At 40.1% G+C, this 23,467-nt stretch carries 20 protein-coding genes, 3 tRNA genes and 1 pseudogene; 9 read left to right on the top strand and 15 right to left on the bottom strand.

Annotated features, from left to right (window positions below; genetic code table 11):
* Positions 1-5: 5 nt before the first annotated feature.
* From L5B71_RS07845 to mutY, 8 genes and pseudogenes are all read right to left on the bottom strand, one after another.
* On the bottom strand, positions 6-398 hold the full coding sequence (locus L5B71_RS07845; RefSeq protein WP_265757806.1) for a hypothetical protein: 393 nt from the start codon (positions 396-398) through the stop codon (positions 6-8).
* Positions 398-1,645: a hypothetical protein gene (locus tag L5B71_RS07840; protein WP_265757807.1), complete on the bottom strand. Its 1,248-nt coding sequence runs from the start codon at positions 1,643-1,645 to the stop codon at positions 398-400. Before L5B71_RS07840 ends, L5B71_RS07845 begins: the two co-directional genes overlap by 1 nt.
* Positions 1,646-1,855: 210 nt before the next feature.
* Positions 1,856-1,932, bottom strand: a tRNA-Arg gene (locus tag L5B71_RS07835).
* A 153-nt stretch (positions 1,933-2,085) separates the two neighbouring features.
* Positions 2,086-2,161, bottom strand: a tRNA-Asn gene (locus L5B71_RS07830).
* Between the two features lie 4 nt (positions 2,162-2,165).
* Positions 2,166-2,241, bottom strand: a tRNA-Phe gene (locus L5B71_RS07825).
* Positions 2,242-2,397: 156 nt separating this feature from the next.
* Complete coding sequence (gene mltC / locus L5B71_RS07820; RefSeq protein WP_265758341.1) at positions 2,398-3,471, bottom strand: membrane-bound lytic murein transglycosylase MltC; 1,074 nt, start codon at positions 3,469-3,471, stop codon at positions 2,398-2,400.
* 2 nt (positions 3,472-3,473) lie between these two features.
* A complete protein-coding gene (locus tag L5B71_RS07815) occupies positions 3,474-3,749 on the bottom strand; it encodes an oxidative damage protection protein (RefSeq protein ID WP_265757808.1) in 276 nt (91 codons plus the stop codon).
* Positions 3,749-4,863 (bottom strand): annotated as a pseudogene (mutY, locus tag L5B71_RS07810) (A/G-specific adenine glycosylase). The gene L5B71_RS07815 and the pseudogene mutY overlap by 1 nt, the downstream one beginning before the upstream one ends.
* A 182-nt stretch (positions 4,864-5,045) precedes the next feature.
* Between mutY and trmB the strand changes: the two are divergent.
* Both trmB and L5B71_RS07800 read left to right on the top strand, forming a co-directional pair.
* Entirely contained in the window at positions 5,046-5,798 is a 753-nt protein-coding gene (gene trmB / locus L5B71_RS07805; RefSeq protein ID WP_265757810.1) for a tRNA (guanosine(46)-N7)-methyltransferase TrmB, read from the top strand.
* 29 nt (positions 5,799-5,827) lie between these two features.
* Positions 5,828-6,166, top strand: coding sequence for a YggL family protein (locus L5B71_RS07800; RefSeq protein ID WP_265757811.1), 339 nt, complete (start codon positions 5,828-5,830; stop codon positions 6,164-6,166).
* 188 nt (positions 6,167-6,354) lie between these two features.
* On the opposite strand, the gene tuf is transcribed toward L5B71_RS07800, so the two are convergent.
* The 6 genes from tuf to L5B71_RS07770 form a co-directional block, all read right to left on the bottom strand.
* Positions 6,355-7,539, bottom strand: a complete 1,185-nt coding sequence (gene tuf, locus L5B71_RS07795; RefSeq protein ID WP_265757812.1) for an elongation factor Tu — start codon at positions 7,537-7,539, stop codon at positions 6,355-6,357.
* Between the two features lie 63 nt (positions 7,540-7,602).
* Positions 7,603-9,705 (bottom strand): elongation factor G, encoded by a 2,103-nt coding sequence (gene fusA / locus L5B71_RS07790; protein ID WP_265757844.1) that lies wholly within the window; start codon positions 9,703-9,705, stop codon positions 7,603-7,605.
* 105 nt (positions 9,706-9,810) lie between these two features.
* Positions 9,811-10,281, bottom strand: a complete 471-nt coding sequence (gene rpsG, locus L5B71_RS07785; protein ID WP_126371119.1) for a 30S ribosomal protein S7 — start codon at positions 10,279-10,281, stop codon at positions 9,811-9,813.
* Between the two features lie 127 nt (positions 10,282-10,408).
* Positions 10,409-10,783: a 30S ribosomal protein S12 gene (gene rpsL, locus L5B71_RS07780; RefSeq protein ID WP_013745731.1), complete on the bottom strand. Its 375-nt coding sequence runs from the start codon at positions 10,781-10,783 to the stop codon at positions 10,409-10,411.
* 332 nt (positions 10,784-11,115) lie between these two features.
* Entirely contained in the window at positions 11,116-11,748 is a 633-nt protein-coding gene (gene yihA / locus L5B71_RS07775; protein WP_265757843.1) for a ribosome biogenesis GTP-binding protein YihA/YsxC, read from the bottom strand.
* 269 nt (positions 11,749-12,017) lie between these two features.
* Complete coding sequence (locus L5B71_RS07770; protein WP_265757841.1) at positions 12,018-12,392, bottom strand: helix-turn-helix domain-containing protein; 375 nt, start codon at positions 12,390-12,392, stop codon at positions 12,018-12,020.
* A 152-nt stretch (positions 12,393-12,544) separates the two neighbouring features.
* Between L5B71_RS07770 and L5B71_RS07765 the strand changes: the two genes are divergently transcribed.
* Genes L5B71_RS07765 through L5B71_RS07755 form a run of 3 tightly spaced genes read left to right on the top strand, consistent with a single transcriptional unit; the run spans position 12,545 to position 17,278 of the window.
* Complete coding sequence (locus L5B71_RS07765; protein ID WP_265757840.1) at positions 12,545-13,303, top strand: DNA methyltransferase; 759 nt, start codon at positions 12,545-12,547, stop codon at positions 13,301-13,303.
* A complete protein-coding gene (locus tag L5B71_RS07760) occupies positions 13,303-14,811 on the top strand; it encodes an Eco57I restriction-modification methylase domain-containing protein (RefSeq protein ID WP_265757839.1) in 1,509 nt (502 codons plus the stop codon). The genes L5B71_RS07765 and L5B71_RS07760 overlap by 1 nt, the downstream gene beginning before the upstream one ends.
* On the top strand, positions 14,801-17,278 hold the full coding sequence (locus tag L5B71_RS07755) for a DEAD/DEAH box helicase (RefSeq protein ID WP_265757838.1): 2,478 nt from the start codon (positions 14,801-14,803) through the stop codon (positions 17,276-17,278). Before L5B71_RS07760 ends, L5B71_RS07755 begins: the two co-directional genes overlap by 11 nt.
* Positions 17,279-17,368: 90 nt before the next feature.
* Here L5B71_RS07755 and mazG read toward each other — a convergent pair whose 3' ends face one another.
* Entirely contained in the window at positions 17,369-18,160 is a 792-nt protein-coding gene (mazG, locus tag L5B71_RS07750; protein ID WP_265757837.1) for a nucleoside triphosphate pyrophosphohydrolase, read from the bottom strand.
* Between the two features lie 221 nt (positions 18,161-18,381).
* On the opposite strand from mazG, the gene uspA reads away from it, so the two are divergent.
* The 4 genes from uspA to L5B71_RS07730 all read left to right on the top strand — a co-directional run bounded on the left by uspA (position 18,382) and on the right by L5B71_RS07730 (position 23,338).
* Positions 18,382-18,807 (top strand): universal stress protein UspA, encoded by a 426-nt coding sequence (uspA, locus tag L5B71_RS07745; RefSeq protein ID WP_265757835.1) that lies wholly within the window; start codon positions 18,382-18,384, stop codon positions 18,805-18,807.
* 177 nt (positions 18,808-18,984) lie between these two features.
* The gene (gene alaS / locus L5B71_RS07740) at positions 18,985-21,609 is read left to right on the top strand and encodes an alanine--tRNA ligase (RefSeq protein WP_265757834.1); all 2,625 of its coding nucleotides are present in this window, start codon (positions 18,985-18,987) and stop codon (positions 21,607-21,609) included.
* Positions 21,610-21,755: 146 nt separating this feature from the next.
* Positions 21,756-21,935: a carbon storage regulator CsrA gene (csrA, locus tag L5B71_RS07735; protein WP_265757833.1), complete on the top strand. Its 180-nt coding sequence runs from the start codon at positions 21,756-21,758 to the stop codon at positions 21,933-21,935.
* A 38-nt stretch (positions 21,936-21,973) separates the two neighbouring features.
* Positions 21,974-23,338: a phosphomannomutase CpsG gene (locus L5B71_RS07730; RefSeq protein WP_265757832.1), complete on the top strand. Its 1,365-nt coding sequence runs from the start codon at positions 21,974-21,976 to the stop codon at positions 23,336-23,338.
* Positions 23,339-23,467 lie beyond the last annotated feature (129 nt).

The raw sequence follows: 23,467 nt of genomic DNA, 5'->3' as shown, positions 1-23,467 counted from the left end.
TAATGTTAATTTCTATACTTCATATTTTCTATACAAGTTTTAGTATTATCTCCATCTTGAGCTAGACACCATCTTAAAGGTGGTCTAAAACGAAGTCCTGAATCATAAAGACACTGAAAAAGATATTTTTGATTTAAATAGATAACCTCTTTATATTTTTTGTATTCATTGGTATTTTTATATATCTTTTCCCAAGATGTATCACCTTTATTAAATAACCCCCTTTGAGTCTCATCTAACATATTATAAGATTTTCTATCACAATCACCCCATATTTTTTTTTCCTGTTCTTCATTCATTTCTTTAGGAGGTAGCCAGTATCTAAAAGATGGAGGGGAACCATTAGCAAGATAACATCCAGATAATAATAAAGGGAGTAATAATATAATTATTCTCATTATTTTTTCTCCTCCTGATTATTTAAAATAATACCATTGTTAAAATTAATATGTTTTGTTTTTGGGCCAATTTTTCCCCATATAGTATTTTGATATTCTTTAAATTGTTCTACTTTCTCTTTTTGTACTTTACCATCTTTATCTGTATTCAAAAACCGTACCGCCTCCTCATCCCGATAATATGCCTCAGTATGATGCCCCATTAGCATATCCCAAAGTGGAACCCCTGTACTATTATTTCCTGTAGTATTCGTATTCCCTATACCAATACTTAAATTCCCTGGTACAAATGGCAAATTAATTCCTGTTGCCACAATATCTCTCGGCGCAGAAGCATATTCCACACTTCCATCTCTGAATAAGCCAGCTGCTGTTTCGGTATAGCCTTTATCATATAAACCACCTGATAAAGTGGCTGCCAGAGTATTATTCGTTATTGGATACGATGTTCCTACAACATACGCATTTAATGTTGTATTTTTGAATGACATCCCCTCATGCTTCGCCCAATTCATGGCATTTTTTGTACCTGAAGCACCTAAGCTATGATTAACTTGGGATAAGTCTACTCGATTCGTTGGATTCTGACGATTATATTCATCTAATAATCCCCAGATTTTAGCTTGATCTCGACTTGCATTTGATGCACCAAAAATACTTGGCATATCCAATCCTCCTCTTACTCGCTCAAATAGGGTATAAATCAGTTCTGACGGTAGAGAAGAATACTCTCTTCTTACAATTAAAGAATCATTGTTTAAGTATTCCTTTCCGCCATATTGAATTGCACCTATTGTTCTATCTTCATCAGACTCATTCATTATGCCGTGAGCATAAAGACGAGCTAATAACTCCGCTTCCTCTTTAGTTTTTGGCACTGTGAGCTGATCAACATTTACTTCGGATACCTTGATACATTCAATACTTTGACAATTCTCGTCTTTTTTATGTTTTAAATAGATATTTTGCTCATTTTTCTCTATTTGATAGTAGATTTCATCACCTTGATCATTAACATTATTGACAAACTCCGTTGCAGTATTTAAATCACGCTCTAAATCTGAACGAATAGTTTCAATATCAGCTTTTTCAACACCTTGGTGAAGATTGATTTTAGTAAGCCCTTGTAAACTTTCCTCAACTGTTTTTCCGCTTATCTTTTGTTGAGCTTCGTGATCACGAATAGTAATATTGGCGGTATTGATTGAGCTGGTTGTTATACCCGTTTCGCTCCCTTTATCTTTCACTTGACTCTAATAGAGTGGTTGCAATGCCTTTTTCTATTCCTTAGTTACCTTCAGCATTTTTTGTGCTTTATCTATGCATTTAGGTGTTTCTTAGAGTATGCAGTCAAAATACATCCTGATAATTGAAGAGAAATAGCAAAAATAACGTTTCATTATGTTTTGCTTTTGATATTAGAATTGATAAATCTCATCATAACGTGAAAAATTATTTGGCGAACGTGGGCGGAGTCGAACCGCCGACCTGTCCCTTAGGAGGGGACTGCTCTATCCTGCTAAGCTACACGTTCTTTTAAATCTCAATTTTACACAAATATGTGATGATGAAAAGCAGAGAGTGAAAAATAAAGTGCGGTGCATATTTTATCAATTTTTTAGTAAGAAAAGAGATAATAATTAGATATGAAAAAGCCACTAATTTCCATTAGTGGCTATTAAGAATTTGGCTCCTCCTGCTGGACTTGAACCAGCGACATATGGATTAACAGTCCACCGTTCTACCGACTGAACTAAGGAGGAATAGTGGTGCCTCGAGGCGGAATCGAACCACCGACACGGGGATTTTCAATCCCCTGCTCTACCGACTGAGCTATCGAGGCAACTCATCATTGGTGCGTATTAAACGATTTTTACCGCGTTAAGTCAATCATTAATTTTAACTTTTTTGCTTTTTTTTGTTTGTTTGAATATTTAACAAGCGAAATGCATAGAAATACGGCAAAAATCGCATAAAAAAATGAAGCCTCCTCTAATTTTTATCGTCTAACACGATAGCTTTTTTGTGCCTTATCCACTTTAATTAAGTAATTTCTTGCTTGTGAAGATGGGTGTGCCGTGGTTAAAATGCGGTACACTTGCTCAGGATATAACCGGTTGATTTGTTCAATTGCCATATCTTTATCTTCGTGGAATACCCGCAACACAGCACCTGCGCCACTGTTATAAGCAGAAATCATAGCAAAACGTTTAGAGGTTGGATTACTAATACCATCTAAATATTTATTTTGTAATAGCCATAAATAAGAGGCACCTGTATCAATATTTTTTTCAGGATCAAATAAATAATTTTTTGATGGCTGACCACCACGGCCTTTCATTTGAAATACATCACGCCCAGCAGTACGAGGTACCACTTGCATTAAACCAATCGCATTTGCATAGCTAATGGCATAAGGGTTGAAACTGGATTCCGTTTGCATAATACCTAAAATCAAGCTTTCATCAAGGTTATAGCGTCTAGCAGCGCGGCGTACCATTGGTAGGTATTTTTTCGCACGCACTGCAACATGGTTAGCAATCATTGGGATCACTACGAACTGTACCATTCTGCCGTTACTCAAGCGACGTGTTTGCAATTTGTTTTGCAGGAGATAATCAGCAAAATTACCTGCGATAAACTCATTAGTGATTTGTTGACCTAAATTATCCACTACCTGTCCCACAAGAAATGGACGAGAGCTTATGGGTACATCACCGGAAGCAAATAAATCAATTCCATTCGCATCCGATCCCATTAATAACGTATGCACAATAGAATTATGAAGACGGCTAAGATCTTGCAGAGTTTCTACAGTGATCGTTCCTTCATCAAAACTGACGTGGCTACGGGTATAAAAACTATCGGTGTATTTCACATAGTCTTTACGGCTAGCTACTAATAATTCGTTTACGCCCCAAATTTGATCGATATTATGGGAAAATTGCCCCGTTAAAATATCTAGCCCGCGTGTATCTTTGCTGAACGCTTCATCATCATAGATACGCTTCTGGCTCGAACCTCCACAGGCAAATAAAAAGGGAATAATTAATGCAATAACATATTTTTTCATCATTATTTTTCTTCTGGTGGAACATAGCCTTCAATATGAACATCTTTGCCTTCAAATAAGAAATTCACCATTTCTTGCTCTAATAATTGGCGGTGTTCGGTATTCATCATATTTAATTTTTTCTCATTGACCAGCATTGTTTGTTTTTTCATCCACTCACCCCAAGCCTGTTTGCTGATATTATCGAAAATACGCTTGCCCAACTCACCTGGATAAAGTTGAAAATCTAACCCATCGGCCTCTTGTTTTAAATAGGCACAAAATACCGTTCTTGCCATTATTCTTTTCCTTTTGCTAACTGTAATAAAAGATTTTTGACTGGCGTTGCCAGCCCAATTTGATCAGGATTCCGTGGATCATACCAATATTTGACCGCACTTTGTATAGAAGATTCATACTTGCCGTAATTTTCATCCACTTTTTTCCAATTAGAACGATTCGCGTCCTCTCCACGATATTCCTGTTGAACATAAATAGGGTAGATCATTAGATGAAAATGACTAAAAGTATGACGAAAAGCCGGCCATTCTTGATAGAAAACTACGTTTTGATGAGCTAAATAAGCCAATAAATCCGGCTTGCTGTCAAATTGTGGAAAACAATACAGCCCCCACAAGCCAGCATTTTCACGCTGTTCTAATGCTACCTTGCCTTGCTGCTGCCAAATCAAGAAATAGCTCTGCCGCTCAGGCAAGTTTTTTTGGGCTTCTTCGCAGGGTAATCTTGCCAATTTTGCTGTAAATTTGCACCGCACTTTGTTGATAATGGACAAAGTGAGCACTTCGGTTTCGAGCGCGTACACACCATTGCACCAATATCCATCATCGCTTGATTAAAATCTGCCACACGCTCTGTTGGTGTCACTTGTGCACTTAATTGCCAAAGCTGATTTTCTACTTTTTTCTCACTCGTCCAACCTTCAACAGTAAAATAGCGCGATAGTACGCGTTTAACATTGCCGTCTAAAATGGGATAAGGGGCATTTAAGCAAGAAGAGAGGATCGCCCCCGCAGTACTTCGTCCAATACCTTTTAATGCCTGTACTTGTTCAAATTCAGTGGGAAAATTGCCCTGATATTGATCACGAATGAGTTGTGCTGATTGATGCAAATTTCTTGCACGAGCGTAGTAACCTAAGCCGGTCCACAAATGTAATACTTCATCAAGTGGTGCGTTGGCAAGTGCAGTGATAGTTGGGAAAGTTTGCATAAAGCGTTCAAAATAAGGAATCACCGTAGCAACTTGGGTTTGCTGCAACATCACCTCTGACAGCCAAACACCATAAAGAGTTTTGTTTCTCTGCCAGGGCAAATGCTTGCGCCCAAATTGATCGTACCAAGTAAGAATCGCGTGTGCGAAAAAATCGTCAAGGGAGGATTGCGCTTGTAACATAGATCTAAGATAAAATAAAAAGGAAAGTGTATCATAGAGTGAAATTGAACAAAATATACAGAAAACATCCCTACTTTTTCCTTTTCCCTTGCGTGATAAGAAACGAACCCATAAAATACCCTCTTAATATAAATTTTTGCATTGTACTAACAGTAAGATATATTTTTACAGTAAGATTTTGAATGATAGAAGAACAGATTAGCTTTGCGGATCAGAAACGAAAAACCGTTGAAACTGCTGAATTCACTGCAGATGGACGCTACAAACGTAAAGTGCGTAGTTTCGTATTGCGTACAGGGCGACTAAGTGATTTTCAACGTAATATGATGAATGAGTATTGGCCAATTTATGGCTTAGCTCACCAAACCGAACCTTTTGATTTTAAAAAGATTTACGGCAACGATAAGCCCGTTATTTTAGAAATTGGCTTTGGAATGGGAAAATCTCTGGTGGAAATGGCGGAGCAAAATCCAGATAAAAATTATCTAGGTATTGAAGTGCATACACCTGGCGTGGGTGCGTGCATTGCTTATTCCGTGGAAAAGAAGGTAAAGAATTTACGCGTTATTTGTCACGATGCCACAGAAATTTTACGCGATTGCATTCCCGATGGTAGCCTTGCTGGTTTACAGCTCTTTTTCCCTGATCCTTGGCATAAAGCGAAACATCATAAACGCCGCATTGTACAGCCACATTTTGTGCAAACTGTCTGTCAAAAACTCGCTAGCCCAGGTTTTATTCATATGGCAACAGACTGGGAAAACTATGCGGAACAAATGTTAGACGTGTTGCAAAACAATCCACAGTTGCGCAATACTTCAGCCACAAAGGACTATATTCCACGCCCTGAAACCCGCCCATTAACCAAGTTTGAACAGCGCGGCCATCGTTTGGGACACGGCGTATGGGATTTATATTTTATTAAAACTGAATAATATCAGCCTAGAAATACGAGGAGAAAACTATGGCTATTCAACGTAATAGAAGACAACGCAAAAAAATGCACCTTGCAGAATTCCAAGAATTAGGCTTTTTAGTAAACTGGCAATTCGTAGAAAATACCCCAATTGATAAAATTGATGAGGTTGTAGATCGTTTTATCAATGAAGTGATTCGTCCAAATGGCTTAGCTTATGAAGGTAGCGGTTATTTACACTGGGAAGGGTTAGTATGCTTAGAAGAAATTGGAAAATGTAATGAAAGCCACCGTGAGCTAGTGAAAAACTGGTTAGAAAGCAATGGATTACAACAAATTGAGATTAGTGAACTGTTTGATATTTGGTGGGAGTACCCAACAAAATAACCTTTCTATAGTTTTATAATTCAAATCCTGCTGTTGCAGGATTTTTTACATGTTTATATTTTAACGCTTATCAAGTGCGGTCATTTTTTATTAGATATTTTAAATATGATGATATAAATGTAAAGAAAACAAAAGGGCATCTTTCGATGCCCTCTCTTAGCTTTTCTCGTGTTACCTAGCTACAATCATTATTTGATGATTTTCGCTACAACACCCGCACCTACTGTACGACCACCTTCACGAATCGCAAAGCGTAAACCTTGGTCCATCGCAATTGGGTGAATTAAGCTTACTGTCATCTTGATGTTATCACCAGGCATTACCATTTCCACGCCTTCTGGTAATTCAATAGTACCCGTTACGTCTGTTGTACGGAAATAGAACTGTGGACGGTAACCTTTGAAGAATGGAGTATGACGACCACCTTCTTCTTTTGATAATACGTAAACTTCTGATTCAAAGTCTGTGTGTGGTGTGATTGAACCTGGTTTCGCTAATACTTGACCACGCTCGATTTCTTCACGTTTTGTACCACGTAATAATGCACCAATGTTTTCACCTGCACGACCTTCGTCAAGTAATTTACGGAACATTTCAACACCTGTTACAGTAGTTTTTGTCGTGTCTTTAATCCCTACGATTTCTACTTCATCACCAGTACGGATAATACCACGCTCAACACGACCTGTTACTACGGTACCACGACCTGAGATTGAGAATACGTCTTCGATTGGTAATAAGAATGGTTGGTCAATCGCACGCTCTGGCTCTGGAATGTAAGTGTCTAAGTGGTTTGCTAACTCAAGGATTTTTTCTTCCCATTGTGCCTCGCCTTCTAACGCTTTTAACGCTGAACCACGTACGATTGGTGTATCATCACCTGGGAAATCATATTGAGAAAGAAGCTCACGCACTTCCATTTCTACTAATTCTAATAACTCTTCGTCATCTACCATATCGCATTTGTTTAAGAATACGATGATGTATGGTACACCTACTTGGCGACCTAATAAGATGTGCTCACGAGTTTGTGGCATTGGGCCATCTGTTGCTGCTACTACTAAGATTGCACCATCCATTTGTGCCGCACCTGTAATCATATTTTTTACATAGTCTGCGTGTCCTGGACAGTCAACGTGTGCATAGTGACGTGTTGGCGTATCGTATTCAACGTGTGAAGTGTTGATGGTGATACCACGCGCTTTTTCTTCTGGCGCGTTATCAATTTGGTCAAATGCACGTGCCGCACCACCGTAGTGTTTTGCTAATACGGTTGTGATTGCTGCTGTTAAAGTTGTTTTACCATGGTCAACGTGGCCGATTGTACCCACGTTTACGTGCGGTTTTGTACGTTCAAATTTTTCTTTAGACATTTAATGTTTCCTTTATGTGACATTACGTAGTGCATTACTGCACTACGGTTTCTTAATATTTAATTACTTTTTACGAGCTTCAATAACGGCTGCGGCAACACTGGTTGGCGCTTCAGCATATTTCAATGGTTCCATTGAATATGATGCACGACCTTGAGTTTGTGAACGAAGATCTGTTGCATAACCAAACATTTCAGAAAGTGGAACTTCTGCATTGATCTTAACAACAAATTCACCCGCTTCTTGGCCATTTACCATTGCACGACGGCGGCTTAAATCGCCGATTACATCACCTACATATTCAGGTGGAGTTTCCACTTCCACTTTCATAATAGGCTCTAATAATACTGGATTAGCTTTGTTAAATGCTGCTTTGAATGCGATAGAGGCAGCAAGTTTAAACGCTAATTCAGAAGAGTCTACATCATGGTATGAACCGAAGTGTAAACGAACACCTAAATCTACTACAGGATAACCAGCTAATGGACCAGATTTAAGTTGCTCTTGGATACCTTTATCAACTGCTGGAATGTATTCACCAGGAATCACACCGCCTTTAATTTCATTGACAAATTCATAACCAGGACCTTCAGGATCTAATGGATACAAGTCAATAACAACATGACCGTATTGACCACGACCACCAGATTGTTTTGCGTGTTTACCTTCAACATCATTTACTCTGGTGCGGATAGTTTCACGGTAAGATACTTGTGGTTTACCGATGTTTGCTTCCACTTTAAACTCACGTTTCATACGGTCAACAATGATATCTAAGTGTAATTCACCCATACCTGAGATAATAGTTTCACCTGATTCTTCATCAGTGTGAACACGGAATGAAGGGTCTTCTTGTGCAAGACGGCCTAATGCTAAGCCCATTTTCTCTTGGTCTGCTTTTGTTTTTGGTTCTACCGCAACAGAAATTACTGGCTCAGGGAATTCCATACGCTCAAGAATGATTGGTGCATCGATAGCACATAATGTATCACCTGTACCTACATCTTTTAAGCCGATTGCAGCTGCGATGTCGCCCGCACGAACTTCTTTAATTTCTTCACGTTTGTTTGCGTGCATTTGAACGATACGACCAAAACGCTCACGTTTTTCTTTTACAGAGTTTAATACTGTCGCACCAGACTCAACCACACCAGAATATACACGGAAGAAGGTTAGGTTACCTACAAATGGGTCAGTTGCAATTTTAAATGCAAGTGCTGCAAATGGTTCATTATCATCTGCGTGACGCTCACCTTCAGTTTCATCAGGATTAATCCCTTTGATTGAGGCGATGTCTGTTGGCGCTGGTAAGTAATCAATTACCGCATCAAGCATTGCTTGAACACCTTTGTTTTTGAATGCTGAACCACAGGTTACAAGAATGATCTCAGTCGCTAATGCACGTTGACGTAACGCACCTTTGATTTCTTCTTCAGTTAAATCTTCACCACCAAGGTATTTTTCCATTAACTCTTCTGAAGCTTCTGCTGCTGCTTCAACAAGGTTTTGGTGCCATTCTTCACATAATTCAACCATATCTTCTGGAATATCATCATAGGTAAATGTCATACCTTGATCTGCTTCATTCCAGTTGATTGCTTTCATTTTAAGAAGATCAACAACACCTTTAAAGTTTTCTTCTGCACCAATTGGAAGTTGTAAAGGAACAGCATTACCACCTAAGCGAGTTTTGATTTGCTCAACAACGCGTAGGAAGTTTGCACCAGTACGGTCCATTTTGTTTACGAACGCGATACGAGGTACTTTATATTTGTTTGCTTGACGCCATACAGTTTCAGACTGAGGTTGAACCCCACCTACTGCACAGTAAACCATTACCGCACCATCAAGAACACGCATTGAACGTTCTACTTCGATAGTAAAGTCAACGTGTCCCGGAGTATCAATAACGTTGATACGGTGTTGTGGATATTGCTGTGACATACCCGACCAGAAAGCCGTTGTTGCCGCAGAAGTAATGGTAATACCACGCTCTTGTTCTTGTTCCATCCAGTCCATGGTTGCTGCACCATCATGCACCTCACCAATTTTGTGACTAACACCTGTATAGAATAGAATACGCTCTGTGGTTGTTGTTTTACCAGCATCAATGTGAGCACTAATACCGATATTACGATAGCGCTCAATAGGAGTTACACGAGCCATTATTATTTCCTTGTTTGGAATTCAATAAATTAAAATTTTAAATATGGATAAGGCTCCACCGCATAGCAAAATGTGATGAAGCCTAAAAATCGTTTGATTAACTGATTACCAACGGTAATGCGCAAACGCTTTGTTAGCTTCAGCCATACGGTGAACGTCTTCACGTTTTTTCACTGCTGCACCTTTGTTTTCTGATGCATCAGATAATTCATTTGCTAAACGTAAAGCCATTGATTTATCACCGCGTTTACGTGCCGCTTCAACGATCCAACGCATACCCAATGCGTTACGACGAGCTGGGCGCACTTCTACTGGCACTTGATAAGTAGAACCACCAACACGGCGAGATTTAACCTCAACGGTTGGACGTACGTTTTCTAGTGCGATTTCAAATGCTTCTAAAGCTTCTTTGCCTGTACGTTGAGCTAGAGTGTCTAACGCACCATAAACGATAGATTCTGCGATAGATTTTTTACCATCTACCATTAATACATTAATAAATTTCGCAAGTAATTCTGATCCGAACTTTGGATCTGGAAGAATTTTGCGTGGTTCAATACGACGACGACGTGGCATTGCAATTTCTCCGTTTTTTAATCTTCAGGATTATCCAAAACTCTTTGTGTAAGATATCTTACGTTTACTGGAGTTTATGATAATTATTTAATTTAATTAGCGTTTGGCCTTACTTAACGGAGAACCATTAAGCTTTAGGACGCTTAACGCCGTATTTAGAACGACCTTGTTTACGATCTTTAACGCCGGCACAGTCTAATGCACCACGTACAGTGTGATAACGCACACCTGGTAAATCTTTAACACGACCACCACGGATAAGCACAACGCTGTGCTCTTGAAGGTTATGGCCTTCACCGCCGATATAAGAGGTTACTTCGTAACCATTTGTTAGACGAATACGGCATACTTTACGTAATGCTGAGTTCGGTTTTTTAGGTGTAGTTGTGTACACACGAGTACACACGCCACGTTTCTGCGGGCAAGCCTCTAATGCAGGAACGTTGCTTTTTACAACCTTTTTCACACGCGGTTTGCGTACTAATTGGTTGATAGTTGCCATTAAAAAAGCTCCAGTTATTAAATGTTATTCATCAAAGAATGTTTACTTTTTGTACTACCTAACAATAGATAGACGCCGAATTTTAATCTTGAATATATAGAATGTCAAGGTTTGGCAAAAAATACCACACTTTAATCTTTTGACACATAAGGAATAACAAGCAATTATAACTCAGTATCAGTATGATAAATTGATGAGCAATGATGCGTTATTGTTAGCCATTATTTGTGGTATGCCTTAGGGTGAATGGATATTTTGCTACAATTTATTCTTCAAAAAAATAGCTTTCTCATTTAAAAAGTGCAAAAATTTCTCTGCACTTTTTTCATTAATTACGCATCTTTATCTTCCACAATCACCGCGCTAAACCAGCTATCCAATTTTCTTGCCAGTTTATCAATGCCTTGTTTTTTCAGAGCGGAAAAGGCTTCTACTTGCACATCACCTTGGAACGGTAAAATGGCTTCACGTACCATTTTCACTTGCTTACTCACGGCACTTTGGCTCAGTTTATCTGCTTTGGTGAGCAATAATAGCACAGGTAAATCAGCGGACACCGCCCATTCGATCATTTGTTGGTCTAAATCTTTCAAAGGGTGGCGAATATCCATTAAAATGACCACACCGCCTAAACATTCACGTTTTTGCAAATATTCACCCAAGGCTTTCTGCCATTGGATTTTCATTTGTTCAGGTACGGCAGCATAGCCATAGCCCGGTAAATCTACCAATTTGTAGAGCGGTTCCACTTCAAATACATTAATTAATTGCGTTCGTCCCGGAGTTTTGGAGGTGCGGGCAAGGTTTTTTTGATTGGTCAAGGCGTTGAGTGCGGTGGATTTTCCGGCGTTAGAACGCCCTGCAAAGGCAATTTCCATACCGCTATCTTCAGGCAATACGCGAATATTCGGCGCGCTCGTCAGAAAATGGGTTTTGTGATAATTCAGTTTAATTTCGTTGTTCATTTTATCTATCTTTTAAATCTTTCAACCAATAAGGAAAGTGCCTAGCATACCCTAAAATCGCAAAGTGCGGTAAAAAAATTCAGAAATTTTCCACCGCACTTTTATGATTATTTTCATTTCAGACTATCAGTTTTTCTTCATCAAAGTCCCCCTCTTTAGCAAAAAGGGGGTAGGGGAGATTTGTCTGTTGCCCAAACCATGTTTTCCAAGCAACAAATGGAAAAATCAAAATGGCGGACACATAGGTCCGCCACTACAGGCAAAACCAATTATTCGCAGTGTTGTTTATATAGCGCCATAATCACTTCTCGTACAACATTGCGTTGGGGTTCGGGGAGATCAAGGAAGTGGCTGAAAAGGGCTTTGTCTTGTTGAGTGGCGATGTTTTCCCAGCGCAATTCTTCGGGCGTGCCAATGCGTCTAAGTTCCGCGGCTTGCAATTTTTGTAGCTTGTTCGGCGGTACGAGTTCACTTAAATCTACATTTAAAACAATCGCAAGCGTCTTTAATTTCTCCAATCTTGGGATCATTTTACCGTTCAGCCATTGCGAAGCAGCCTGTGGCGTAATGGCTTGCCCTTCATATTTTAGATTAAAGATCGTTTCTAACACAGAAGGCTTTGGTTGATAGCCTTTTCTTGTCATAGCTTGCCTTAAATTAGCGGCGAATTTTTCTTTTTCGTTCATAGCGTGGCAAAGCTATCACGCAGTGATTTTGATAATGAAAGTTATATTGTTAAAACTTTAAAAAAGATCAATAATACTTTCATTTTTAAAGTCTAATATCAAATTTTAAAGTGTCTAACGAAAAACAAATAGTTTCAAAAAAACGTGTGGCGGATCACGGGGAAGTTTATACCCGAGAGCGTGAAGTGAACGCGATGTTGGATTTGGTAGCGCTCCAAACCCAATCACTTTCTGCCACTTTTTTAGAACCAGCGTGCGGAACAGGTAATTTTTTGATCGAAATTTTACGCCGTAAGTTAGCGGTGGCGGCAGAAAATTACCAAGATAAAAGCAAGCGAAAAAAACACGTTAAATCACCAAGCCAGCTTTCTTATGAGCGAGATGTAATCCTTGCGGTTAGCAGTCTTTACGGCATTGAGTTGTTGGAAGATAACGTCAAAGCCTGTCGCAAAAGGCTGTTTGATTTTGCCGCGCAAGAATATGTACGGCTGTTTCCACACAGCCAAAAAGCAGAATGCCTTGATGCCATTGATTGCTTGTTGCACTTCAACATTGTGCTGGGCGATGCGTTAAAAATGGAAGTGAAATACCCAAGGGCACAGTCCCCCATTCCGAATTTAAGCGGTGCGGAAGAAGAGCGGGCGAAAAAAGCCATTATTTTTTCTCAGTGGAGTTGTATTAACGAGAGAAAAATCAAGCGCGTGCCATTTATCTACTCAGGCTTGGTTGGGGAAGAATACACCATCACGCCAAATGGCAACGCTGCCCAACCGCACCCTTATCGCACGGTTTTTCAATCCAGCCTATGCGATTTTTTGCATATCAAGCAAACCTATGCCGCCGAATATGAACAAAGTGAGATCCAATAATGCTGAAAAATTACAACCCTGACGTGTTATCTTGTCTTGCCAATTTGTCGAGTGATGAAGTGTTCACCTCGCCCTTGTTGGCAAATAAAATGTTGGATTTAATTCCACCGCACTTTTTCTGCGATCCCAATAAAACCTTCCTTGACCCTTGCAGTAAATCCGGTGTGTTTTTACGCGAGATCGCCAAACGCCTAATCAAGGGCTTAGCCCCCCATTTTCCTGATTTGCAGGAACGGCTTAACCACATTTTCACCAAGCAATTATTCGGTATTGGCATCACCACCCTCACCGCACAGCTTAGCCGCCGCAGCCTGTATTGCAGCCGTGAAGCGAATGGCGAATATTCTGTCTGCACCGCCTTTGATGACGAAAATGGCAATATTTTTTACCGCACTTTAGCCCACAAATGGGAAAACGGTCGTTGCACGGAGTGTGGCGCAAGCCAAGAAGTTTTTGATCGTGGTGATGAACTTGAAACCCACGCCTACCATTTTATCCATTCTTACAGCCCCTTTTTTGAACGATATAAAGAGATGAAATTTGACGTTATTATTGGCAATCCGCCTTACCAATTAAGAGATAGTGGTGCACAATCCAGTGCTAGCCCGATTTACCAAAACTTTGTAGAACAAGCGAAAAAATTACAACCTGAATATTTGGTGATGATTATCCCTGCTCGTTGGTATGCGGGCGGTAAAGGGCTTGATGAGTTTCGTGCCACTATGCTGCAGGATACACAAATTCGCCAGTTGCACGATTTCCCTAATTCGCAGGATTGTTTTTCGGGCGTGGATATTAAAGGCGGCGTGTGTTATTTCCTTTGGCAAAAAGGTTCAACAGGGGAAACACAAGTTTTCAGTTATGAAAATGGCGAAAATGTATCGCAAGCTAGCCGTTATTTGAAAGAAGAAAATATGGATATTTTTATTCGTAGTAATGAAGCGGTAGAGATTTATCACAAAGTGAAAGCGTTTAATGAGCCAAGTTTTAACGAGCTTATTAGTTCACGAAAACCTTTTGGTTTTGATACGAAGTTTAAAGGTTATGCGAAAACCAAAGATAACACGGTGAAATTTTATGCCAATAAAGCGGTAAATTATATTAGCCGTGGTGAAGTGAAAGTAAACCGAGATTGGATTGAACGCTATAAATTATTCGTGCCTTATGCCATTGGATCGGGCGATAGCCGTGTTGATTTAGTTAAGCCAATTTTAGGTGAACCCAATTCTTGCTGTTCCGAAACCTATTTAGTTTTCGGACCTTTTGATGATGAAAAAACAGCGAAAAATGTGATGTCTTATATTAAAACCAAATTTTTCCATTTTATGCTGACCTTAAAAAAGAATACGCAACACGCGACAAGAAACGCCTACCAACTCGTCCCAATGCAAGATTTCAACCAATCGTGGAATGATGAAAAGCTCTACGCTAAATATGGCTTAAACGATGATGAGATTGCCTTTATTGAATCAATGGTACGCCCAATGGAGAGAACCGATGTCGAATAATTATTTACATTCTCTGCAACAACCGAAAATTTATGCTTACAGCGATAATCGCTTTCCGAATATGCTTAAAGTGGGCTACACCACGCGCAAAGTGGCAGAACGCATTGCGGAACAATACCCCGTGAAAACGCCGAGCCAAACTTATCACATTGAGCTTGATGAGCTAGCCGTGCGTGATGACGGTTCCTATTTTAACGATCACGATGTGCATCAAGCCTTGCAGAAAATGGGCATAAAACGCAGTGAGGGAGAATGGTTTTATTGTGATGTGGACGCGGTGAAATCAGCCATTGTGGCGGTGCGAAAAAGAAAATCGCCCAAAAAACACCGCACTTTGGATTTTAAAATGCGTCCTGAGCAAGCCCGCGCGGTGCAACGCACAAAAGATTATTTCAATGCTTTTCGAGCAGATCCGAAAAATGCCAACAAAGAACCGCAATTTTTATGGAACGCCAAAATGCGTTTTGGCAAAACCTTTGCCACTTATCAATTAGTCAAAGAAATGCAATGGCGGCGGGTGTTGATTCTCACCTTTAAACCTGCGGTAAAAACCGCGTGGCAAGAGGATTTGCAACGCCACATTGATTTTACCGATTGGCAATTTGTGGATAAACATAATATTGATGAATGGGATCGCATTAAAACGCACAGCGAACAACTGCATAAGCCGTTGATTTGTTTTCTTTCTTTGCAAGATTTACATGGACGCACCGCCAAGGGCAAGGTGAAAGATCGCAATCGTTGGGTGTATGAAATTAACTGGGATTGCGTGGTGTTTGATGAATATCACTATGGCGCGTGGCGCAATAAAACCAAAGAACAATTTGATGACGGCGAGCTGAGCGCAGAATTAAAGGATCAAATAGAATTTGATCAAGATGAGCTGGGGCTCACTACCTACCACTATCTTTATCTTTCAGGTACGCCGTTTCGCGCCTTAAACAATGGCGAATTTATCGAAGAACAGGTGTTCAGCTGGACATATAGTGATGAACAGCAAGCCAAAATCCAATGGGGTAACAAGCCCGATAACCCTTATCTTGCGTTGCCAAAAATGGTGATGATGACCTACCAAATGGCGGAAGATCTGCGTGCGGTAGCAGAAAAAGGCGATAAAAATGAATTTGACTTAAACGAATTTTTCGCCGCCGAGGGCGAGGGGGATGATGCACGCTTTAAGTATCAAAATGAAGTGCAAAAATGGCTTAACTGGCTGCGTTACGGTGGCGATCAGCCTTTGCAGTTTGGCGTTGAGAAACCGCCAATGCCTTATAGCGATGTGAATTTATTGGCAAATTTATTGCATACCGTGTGGTTTTTACCCACCGTGGCAAGTTGTTTTGCAATGCGAAATCTATTGGCAATGCCACAAAATCAGTTTTATCACGATTATAACGTGGTGGTGGCCGCTGGCACCAAGGCTGGCGTGGGCGAAAAAGCCTTGCCGCCAGTGCGCAACGCCATTGGTGAAAATCCGCTGAAAAATAAAAGCATCACCCTAAGTTGCGGAAAATTATTAACGGGGATTTCCATTCCTGAATGGTCAGGCATTTTTATGTTGTGCAACTTAAAAAGCCCTGAAACCTATTTCCAAGCGGCATTCCGTGTGCAAACCCCTTGGACAATGCGCGATCACAATCAGCAAGAAATTGTAGTAAAAGAATATTGCTATGTGTTTGATTTTGCGTTAAATCGTGCCTTAACCCAAGTGAGCGATTACAGCACGAAATTAAACCCAACAGAAGATAACCCAGAAAAACAAGTGGCGGATTTTATTCACTTTTTACCCGTGCTTTCCTATGACGGCGGCACAATGCACCGCTTTGATGCAGGCGATATTTTAGATTACGCCCTAAGCGGAATGACCGCCACCTTGCTCGCCCGCCGCTGGGAAAGCGCAATGCTAGTGAATGTGGATAATGTTACCCTTGATCGTTTACGCAACAGCGAAGAAGCAATGGCGGCATTGGATAAAATTGAGGGCTTCCGTTCCTTGCGAGAAGATATTACCACCATCATAAACCGCACTAATGAAGTGAAGAAAATTAAGGGGGAAGCAAAACGAGAAGGGCGACCGCTCACCCCAGATGAAGTAACAACAGTCGATGATGCCGAAAAAGAGCGTAAATCCTTACGCAAGCTTCTTCAGGATAAACTGATTAAATTTGCTGCCCGCGTGCCAGTGTTTATGTATCTTACCGATTTCCGCGAACACACTTTGCGAGAAGTGATTGAGGTGCTAGAACCTGATTTATTCTCTGCGGTTACAGGCTTAACACAAAAAGATTTCCAGCTTTTGGTTAGCCTTAACGTATTCAACCAAGTTCAAATGAACAGTGCTGTGTTCAGCTTCAAACGCTATGAAGACGCTAGTCTAGAATACACCGGCATCCGCAAACACACCGACAAATTCATCGGCGGCTACGACACCGTTATCAGCCAAGAAGAATATGATTATTTAAATTAACAAATAAGCGAAGAAAAAGAGCGGTGAAAAATTCAGAGATTTTTAACCGCTCTTTATTCTATTAAAGTAAAAGTGGGGGAAGAATAGGGATTATTGCTGCTCTTCGCTTTTCACTTTATCCCATAATAAATCCAGTTCTTCGAGCGTGCTATGTTGTAGCGATTTACCTTGTTGTTGGGCGAGATTCTCTAATTGGCGAAAACGGCGTTCAAATTTTTGATTGGCTTTGCGCAGGGTTTCTTCTGGAGAGCAATGCAAATGACGGCTTAAATTGGCAACAGCAAACAGTAAATCACCGATTTCTTCTTCGATTTTTGTTTGATCTTGTTGTGGGCGGGCAAGTTCAGCTTGTACTTCTTGTAATTCTTCTTGTACTTTGGCGATCACAGGTTGCACGTTATCCCAATCAAAACCGACTTTGGCACAGCGTTTTTGTAATTTTTCTGCTCGCATTAAGGCAGGGAAAGCGTGGGGAATATTATCTAAAATAGATTGGTAGGCTTTATTTTTGTTTTCTTGTGCTTTGATTTTATTCCAGTGGCTCAGTGCTTCTTGTTCGTTGTGGGCTTTTTCTTCACCAAAAACGTGTGGGTGGCGGCGCACAATTTTTTCTGCTATTTCGTTGACGACATCATCAAAGGTGAATAAATGGTCTTCTTTAGCCAGTTGACTGAAAAACACTACTTGAAGCAACAAATCGCCTAGCTCTTCACGCAAATTTGCTGTGTTTTGCTGTTCGATTGCTTCCACCACTTCATAGCTTTCTTCTAACAAGCAAGGGATCATTGATTGATAAGTTTGTTCCAAATCCCAAGGACAGCCACCTGTTGGATTGCGTAATTGGGCGATTAATTGCACCAAATTTTCGATATTGTATTTCATCTGTTTCTCTTCGTTATGCCTTGTTATGCCTTACTTATCAGCATCATAACATAATTAGTTGAGGTTGAGATAATGTTTGAAATATGGTGTTTTATGTTGAATTAAGGGCAACGTATCTTGCTTTTTTTTGAAAATGTGATCTAGGGCATATTTTTTTTACTATACTAATGATAGTATGAAGAAAATTAATTGAAACCACTCAGATAAGTAAGGAGTTAGTTATGTATAAACACGTTTTAGTCGCAGTAGATTTGTCTGAAGAAAGTACTTTCTTAGTGGAAAAAGCCGCCGGAGTAGCGAAACGAAATGAGGCTAAATTATCTATTATCCACGTTGATGTCAATTTCTCCGATCTTTATACGGGGTTAATTGATGTCAATATGTCCTCAATGCAAGATCGTATTTCTACTGAAACTCACCAAGCTTTAATGCAATTAGCAGAGCAATCTAGTTATCCTGTTTCAGAGAAATTAAGTGGTAGCGGTGATTTAGGCCAAGTTTTGGCTGATGCAATTGATAAATATGATGTGGATTTATTAGTAACAGGTCATCACCAAGATTTTTGGAGTAAATTGATGTCTTCTACCCGACAAGTAATGAATACGATTAATGTTGATATGTTAGTTGTTCCATTACGTGACGAATAGAAATTTCTTTACACTATTTTAAATTGCAATCTGTATTTTGACGATGAATGATTTCATCATAAAAATGCAGATTTTTTTATTTTTAGGATTGAAAAATGTTTTTTCTAAATTACAAAAAATGTGCCAAAATAGCATAATTCACTACGAATTTAATGAAGATAGAATAAGGCGAATTTAATGAAAACAACCGCAGAAATTAGAAAATCCTTTCTTGATTTTTTCCATAGTAAAGGACACCAAGTTGTCGCAAGCAGTTCTCTTGTCCCAGAAAATGATCCGACATTATTGTTTACTAATGCAGGAATGAACCAATTTAAAGATGTTTTTCTTGGCTTAGACAAGCGTTCTTATAGCCGTGCTACAACCGCACAACGCTGTGTGCGTGCAGGCGGAAAACATAACGATTTAGAAAACGTAGGTTATACCGCACGTCATCACACCTTCTTTGAAATGCTAGGTAATTTCAGTTTTGGTGATTATTTTAAACAAGATGCGATTCATTTTGCGTGGGAATATCTCACATCAGATGCGTGGTTAGGGTTACCAAAAGAGAAACTTTGGGTAACCGTGTATGAAACCGATGATGAAGCCTATGATATTTGGCATAAACAAGTTGGCGTACCCGCAGAACGTATTATTCGTATTGGAGATAATAAAGGCGCACCTTATGCGTCAGATAACTTCTGGCAAATGGGGGATACAGGCCCGTGCGGCCCTTGTACCGAGATTTTCTACGATCACGGTGATCATATTTGGGGCGGCCCACCGGGCTCACCTGAAGAAGATGGCGATCGCTACATTGAGATCTGGAATATCGTATTTATGCAATTCAACCGCCAAGCAGACGGCACAATGGAAAAATTACCAAAACCGTCTGTGGATACGGGAATGGGCTTAGAGCGTATTACCGCTGTGTTACAGCACGTTAATTCTAACTATGATATTGATATTTTTAAAACACTTATCGCAAAAGCGGCAGAATTAACTGGCGAGAAAGATTTAGGCAATAAATCCTTGCGTGTCATTGCTGATCACATTCGTTCGTGTGCCTATTTGATCGCAGATGGCGTGTTACCTTCTAACGAAGGGCGTGGTTATGTGTTGCGCCGTATTATCCGCCGTGCGGTACGCCACGGACATTTACTTGGTGCAAAAGAAGCCTTTTTCTACAAACTTGTGCCAACCCTTGCAGAAGTGATGGCGGAAGCAGGTCAAGAGATCAAAGCAAACCAAGCGCATATCGAAAAAATCTTACGTTTAGAAGAAGAACAATTTGCTCGCACCTTAGAGCGTGGCTTGGCGTTATTAGATGAAGCCTTAAGCCAAGTGAAAGACGGCGTACTTTCTGGCGAAGTGGCATTCAAACTTTATGATACCTTTGGTTTCCCACTCGATCTTACTGCTGATGTATGCCGTGAACGTGATATTACCATCGATGAAACCGGCTTTGAGCGTGAAATGGACGCACAACGCCAACGCGCACAATCAGCCAGCCAGTTTGGTATGGATTATAACAACGTCATTCGTGTGGACGGCTCAACCGCATTTGAAGGCTATAGCGAGTCAGAAAGTATTGCAAAAATCACCGCACTTTTCTATGAGGGAAAACCAGTAGAACAAATTAGTGCAGGGCAAAGTGCGGTGGTAATTTTGGAAAATACCCCGTTTTATGCGGAGTCTGGTGGTCAAGTAGGTGATACAGGACGTTTAGAAGGGCAAAACGTGTTGTTTAACGTTACCGACACGCAAAAATATGGTCAAGTATTTGGGCATATTGGTGTACTTGCAGCAGGCTCGTTAAGCGTTGGGCAATCAGTGAATGCTGTTGTTGATGTAGCGCGCCGTAAACAAATTTCCTTAAACCACAGTGCAACGCATTTGTTACACGCCGCATTACGACAAGTGTTAGGCAAGCACGTTGCGCAAAAAGGCTCATTGGTATCAGACAATTTATTGCGTTTTGACTTTGCACAACCTGAAGCCATTTCTAAAGCACAACTATTTGAAGTGGAAAAATTAGTGAACCAACAAGTGCGTGCTAATTATTCTATTCAAACTGAAGTTATGGATTTAGATGCCGCTAAAGCAAAAGGGGCGATGGCCTTATTTGGCGAAAAATACGCCGAACAAGTGCGTGTTCTCACAATGGGTGATTTTTCGATTGAGCTTTGTGGTGGAATTCACGCGCAATATACTGGTGAGATTGGGTTATTCAAAATTATCAGTGAAAGTGCCATTGCAGCGGGCATTCGCCGTATTGAGGCGGTAACAGGTGAAACCGCCATTAATTGGCTTCACCAGCAGCTTGGTGTGCTAAATCAGAGTGCTGATTTATTAAAATCTGATGTTTCTTCGTTGACGGATAAAATCCAACAATTACAAGATAAAGCGAAGAAAGCGGAAAAAGAATTGCAACAACTCAAAGAGAAAGCGGCGATGCAAGCTGGATCGGATATGGCAAAAAGTGCGGTGAAAATTAACGGTGTTTCTGTGGTGTTACAACAACTTGACGGTGTGGAAACAAAATCGCTACGTGTGATGGTTGATGATTTGAAAAATCAACTTGGATCTGCGGTAATTGCGTTTGTTTCTGTATTTGAAGGTAAAGTAAATTTAGTGGTGGGTGTTACTGCTGATTTAACCGCAAAAGTTAAAGCGGGTGAACTTGTTAATCTGATGGCTCAGCAAGTAGGCGGAAAAGGCGGTGGTCGTCCTGATATGGCAATGGCGGGGGGCTCACAACCTGAAAATGTAAAAATGGCTATTTCTGCTTGCTTAGATTGGTTAAACGCCCATTTATAATAAAAATTTTGTGCCATAGCTCACAACTTTGAATTTTAGTCATCACGTTGTTTGGGCGAATGGAGTAAAATGAAGCAAATGGTATCTTAATTTCATTAATGAAAAAGAATCAGCGATGAGATGTCGGATAAAAATGGGGAGGTTGTATGCTAATCTTAACCAGAAAAGTTGGCGAAAGCTTACTCATTGGTGACGAGATTTCTATTACGATATTAAGTGTTCGTGGTAATCAGATTAAAGTGGGGGTAACTGCCCCTAAAGAAGTGTCTGTCTATCGAGAAGAAATTTACCAACGTATGAAAAAACAAGATGATGCATCATCTTGATCTTAATTGACTTAGTAATTAGAAAAAGGTGGAAAGTTATGAGTAAGTTAACTTGCTTCAAAGCATATGATATTCGTGGTCGCTTAGGTGATGAGCTTAATGTGGATATTGTTTATCGCATTGGTCGTGCTTTTGGGCAGTTTTTAAAGCCTAAAACCATTGTTGTCGGTGGTGATGTGCGTTTAACCAGTAAAGAATTGAAAAGTGCGGTTACCAACGGTCTATTAGACTCTGGGGTAAACGTGATTGATTTGGGTGAAACGGGTACTGAGGAAGTTTATTTCGCCACTTCTTTTCTTAAAGCCGATGGTGGAATTGAAGTAACAGCAAGCCATAATCCGATGGATTACAATGGCTTAAAATTGGTGCGTGAAGGTTCACGTCCAATTAGTGCCGATACTGGTTTAGCAGATATTCAACGCTTGGCAGAGGAAAACAATTTTCCAGCTGTTACTCAGCGTGGGGAATATAAACAACTTTCTGTATTAGGTGATTACGTTGAACATTTATTATCTTATATCAATTTAGATAATTTAAAACCAATGAAATTGGTGATTAATTCAGGAAATGGTGCAGCAGGGCACGTTATTGATGCTATTGAAGCACAATTCCGAGCAAAACGCGTGCCGGTGGAATTTATTAAAGTGCATAACAATCCGGACGGTACATTCCCAAATGGGATTCCAAACCCAATCTTACACGAAAATCGCCAAGATACCATTGATGCCGTGCTTGAGCACAAAGCGGATATGGGCATTGCCTTTGACGGTGATTTTGACCGCTGTTTCTTATTTGATGAAAATGCAGGTTTTATCGAAGGTTACTATATCGTAGGATTACTTGGTCAAGCCTTCTTGCAAAAAAATAAAGGGGCGAAAATCATTTATGATCCGCGTCTAATTTGGAACACCGTTAAATTGGTGGAAGAAAATGGCGGTGAGGCAGTGATGTCGAAATCTGGTCACTCTTTCATTAAAGAAAAAATGCGTGCGGTTGATGCTATCTATGGTGGCGAGATGAGTGCACATCACTACTTCCGTGATTTCTTCTATTGTGATAGCGGTATGATCCCTTGGTTATTAGTGATGGAATTAGTTTGCACCACAGGTAAATCATTAGGGGAATTAGTGAATGAAAGTATTAATACTTTCCCATCTCCAGGTGAAATTAATAGTAAATTAACCGATGCCAAGGCAGCCATTGCTCGAGTTCGCGCAGCCTATGAGAAAGAGGCTATTTCAGTAGATGAAATTGATGGTATCAGTATTGAATATCCAAATTGGCGTTTCAATTTGCGTACCTCAAACACCGAACCGGTGGTACGCTTAAACCTTGAAACGCGAGGTGATAAAGCGTTAATGACGGAAAAAACCGAAGAAATTTTGGCATTATTACGTCAATAACTTAGTAAAAAAACACCGCACTTTAAGGATCATAAAGTGCGGTGTATTCTTTTTTAGGCTATCATCAGATAGCCATTTTCTTGCTGTTTTAACGACATTAGATAAAAGCGATAAAGTGCAGTAAGATTA

This window comes from Avibacterium sp. 21-586 (assembly GCF_026226775.1).
Classification (GTDB): Bacteria; Pseudomonadota; Gammaproteobacteria; order Enterobacterales; family Pasteurellaceae; genus Avibacterium.
The sequence above is the reverse complement of the archived record's forward strand: the minus strand, read 5'-3'. Positions and strand labels throughout refer to the sequence as shown.